The sequence below is a fragment of the Bartonella sp. AA86SXKL genome, from assembly GCF_042196885.1.
In genome coordinates this window covers 1-808 of record NZ_JBHIRE010000240.1, presented here as the reverse complement: position 1 = coordinate 808, position 808 = coordinate 1, and the positions used below count along the sequence as shown (strand labels likewise).

Sequence of the window (808 nt, the reverse complement as noted above, 5' to 3'; positions counted from 1 at the left end):
TCATATCGGAATCATATTGACCAGAATATAACTAAAGATCCGCAGTTTTCCTCCTCTACCTCGTCTTTAGAAAAACCAGCGTCTGATACATCGAGTCCAACAGGTCATTATCATTCTTCTGATGAACAACAGCAGTCAGTAGTTTCTACGGATGGCCAATCTTTAGCCGATCAAATGATTTTACGTCCAGGTCAGCAAGGTAGCTCTTCTCCACAATCAAGCCAGAAGCTGTCAGTTTCTCACTTTTTAACCACTCCCTCTACAGATGCAGTATTGTCCATGTCTGTGACTCCAGCACTGGTTTTTCACAATGAGCTGCAAGCTGTACGTGCGGGAAGAGGAATTCTAGACAGAGGTAAGAAAAATACGGCTTTCTGGGCGCACGCAATTAAGAGCAAAGAACACATCGTTGCAGATCATAAAGACTTTAAGCTTGATCAGACAGGTATAGTTTTAGGTGTCAGTGGTGTAAGTGAGTTAATGGGTGGAGAGTTTTATATCGGTGGTTTTGGTAGTTATGATCAAGCACGTGTTGCACATGCACGAGGTGGTGTGAGCGGCATAAACACTTATAGCATTGGAGCGTATGCAACTTATTTTGATAAGAGTGGATGGTATTTAGATAGTATTTTAAAATACAATCAGTATCAGAATAACCTAAAGGCTGTTTCAACGAATGGTATAGCGATTGAAGGAAATTATAATCAATGGGGGTTGGGTACATCATTTGAAGCGGGTTATCGTTTTGAGACAACGAAGAGTAGTTGGATGCAACCTTATGCACAATTGAGCTGGTTGCAGGTAGAGG

1 protein-coding gene is annotated in these 808 nt (G+C 41.6%); it reads left to right on the top strand.

The window, feature by feature from the left end; genetic code table 11:
• The coding region (locus ACFIO5_RS11230; protein ID WP_375705450.1) for an autotransporter outer membrane beta-barrel domain-containing protein at nucleotides 1-808 on the top strand (808 nt) is incomplete at both ends.